Origin of the sequence: Brachybacterium sp. HMSC06H03, from assembly GCF_001807385.1 — a bacterium.
Classification (GTDB): Bacteria; Actinomycetota; Actinomycetes; order Actinomycetales; family Dermabacteraceae; genus Brachybacterium; species Brachybacterium conglomeratum.
In genome coordinates, this window is sequence record NZ_KV788778.1 from 1 (window position 1) to 2503 (window position 2503).

Consider the following 2503-nt stretch of genomic DNA (forward strand, 5'->3'; position numbering starts at 1 on the left):
GTGGGCGCGGATGTGCGCGAGCGCGGCGTCCCTGCCAGGCGTGCTCGGGATGGGTCGCGCGCAGCAGCGCGAGCACGGCCCGCAGCACGCGCGGGTCGTCGGCCTCTCCGTGGACGACGGCGATGTCCTCGCCCTCGCGGCGCACCGAGACGGCGCCGCAGCGGGCGCCGTCCCCGTCGACGACGGGCAGCGGGAAGGGTGCGGCGATCCCGGCGAGGTCCGGGGTGATGAAGGTGGGGCGCCGCACCGGCTCGGCGTGCAGGGCGGTCTCGACCGTGTCGACGCCGGTGAGGACGAGCAGGGAGTCCATCCCGGCACGGACGGCACCCTCGATGTCGGTGTCCAGCCGGTCGCCGACCACGAGCGGGCGGCGGGCGCCGATGCGGGCCGCGGCGACGGTGAACATGCCCGGCTCGGGCTTGCCGGCGACCTCCGGCTCGGCGCCGGTGGCGTGGCGCAGGGAGGCGACGAGGGAGCCGTTGCCGGGGGCGAGGCCGCGCTCGGTGGGTAGGGTCGCATCGACGTTGGTGGCCATCCAGCGCGCGCCGCGGCGGATCGCGTAGGCCCCCTCGGCCAGGCGCGCCCAGCCGAGGTCCGGGGACCAGCCCTGGACCACGGCGACGACGTCCTCGGCATCCGTCTCGACGGGCTCGAGCCCGTCGGCGCGGAGCTGGTCGGCGAGGCTGGGTCCGCCGACGACGAGCACCTTCGCGCCGGGGGCGAGGTCCTCGGCGAGCAGGCGCGAGGCGACCTGCGGTGAGGTCACGAACTCCTCAGGGCTCGCCTCGAGGCCGATCACGGCGAGGTGGTCGGCGGCCTGCTGCGGGGTGCGGGAGGCGTTGTTGGTCGCGAAGACGACGGAGCGGCCGGCGGCGCGGGCGGTCTCGACCGCCTCGACGGCGTGCGGGATCGGCCGGGCGCCGTGCATGAGGGTGCCGTCGAGGTCGAACAGCAGCGCGTCGTGGAGGTCCAGGAGCGAGGGGTCGGGCCGGCGGATCACGCGGACTCCTCCCGGTTCTCGGACTCCGGGGCGCCGGGGTCGTCGGCCGCGTCGGCGCTCTCCGCCGTCACGGTCGCGTCGCCGGCCTCATAAGCGTCGGCACCCGCGCCGGCATCCACCGGGTCGTCGCCCTCCTCTGCGTCGTCGGCGCCGTCCTGGTCGTCCTGCGCGTAGGGGTCGAAGGCGTCGAGCACGCTGATCTGCTCGTCTCCCTCCATCACGGGCGCCTCGGCGGGTGCGGGGGCCGGGCGGCCGAGACGCTCGGCGGCATCTGTGAGGCCCTCGGTGTCCGCGTCGGCGGCGAGCGTCATCCAGCGCAGCGCCTCGTCCTCGCGGTCCGCGCGCTCGAGGAGGTCGGCGTAGGCGACCCAGAGCCGCACCTGCCAGCGACCGTCGATCTTGTGCCGCAGGGCCGGGATCTCGAGGGTGCGCAGGGCGGTCTGGACGTCGCCGGTGTCGGCATAGGCGCCCGCGACGACCATCATCAGCTCGATCGCGGACTCGACCCCGAGGGCGGCAGCCTCCTCCGAGGCGGCGATGTCAAGGGCGCGCTCGGGGCGGCCGAGGCCGCGCTCGCAGTCGGCGATCATCGGCAGGACATCGGTGCGCCCGGTGATGCGCATCGCGGTGCGCAGCTCACGGGAGGCGGTGCGGTAGTCGCCGGCGTGGTAGGCGAAGATCCCGTAGACCTCGCGCACGATGCCGACGCGTCCGCCCAGACGGGCGGCGAAGCGGGCGTGGGCGAGGGCGGTCTCGGGGTCGGTGTCCTCGAGGAGGTGGGCGGAGACGAGATGACGGCCGACGCGCTCCGCGGTCTCCTTGCTCAGGCCCCGCAGCTCCTCGTAGGTCTCCTTGTCGAGCTCGCGGCCGGTGATGCCCTCGGGCACGCGCGGCTCGATCGGCCGATCGGCGCGCTGATCCTCGCCCGGACGGCCGCTGCGACGGTCCTCACGACGGCCCGCGTCCCGGCCCCGGTCGCGCGAGCCGCCCCGACGGTCGTCGAAACGGTCCTGGCCGCCCCGGCGGTCCGGAGCGCCACGGCGGTCGCGGTCGTCGCGGCGCGGGCGATCGTCGCGGCGGGGCCGATCTTCACGTCGGGGCCGGTCGTCCCGGCGCTGACCGGAGCCTCCGCGGTCCTCGCGGCGCGGCCCTGCGTAGCGGTCCCGACGCTCCCCGCCCTGGGGACGGTTCTCGCGCCAGGGGCGGTCGTCGCGGCGAGCACGGTCGTCGCGCCCGCGGGCGTCGTCGCGGCGCTCGCCCTCCCGGCGCGGGCGGTCCTCCCGATGCGGGCGATCCTGCCACCGGCCCCGGTCCTCGCGGTAGGGGCGGTTCTCGCGGCGGTTCGCGCCGTCGGTGCCGGGGCGATCGTTCCGACGCGGGCGGTCGTCCTGACGGGGGCGGTAGGGGCGGTCGCCGTCCCGGCGGGGTCCGCCCTCGCGGCGTGCTCCTCCGTCGCGGGATGGGCCTGCGTCGCGGCGGTCTCGAGGACCCCCGGCGCGGCCG

2 protein-coding genes are annotated in these 2503 nt (G+C 76.8%); both read right to left on the reverse strand.

All coding sequences use genetic code 11. The features are described from left to right. The coding region (locus tag HMPREF3159_RS08415; protein ID WP_070500623.1) for an HAD-IIA family hydrolase at window positions 1–1000 on the reverse strand (1000 nt) is incomplete at its 3' end. Further along, window positions 997–2503, reverse strand: a 1507-nt coding sequence (locus tag HMPREF3159_RS17870) for a hypothetical protein (RefSeq protein WP_246821575.1), incomplete at its 5' end; no start/stop codon positions are given. The genes HMPREF3159_RS08415 and HMPREF3159_RS17870, both read right to left, overlap by 4 nt.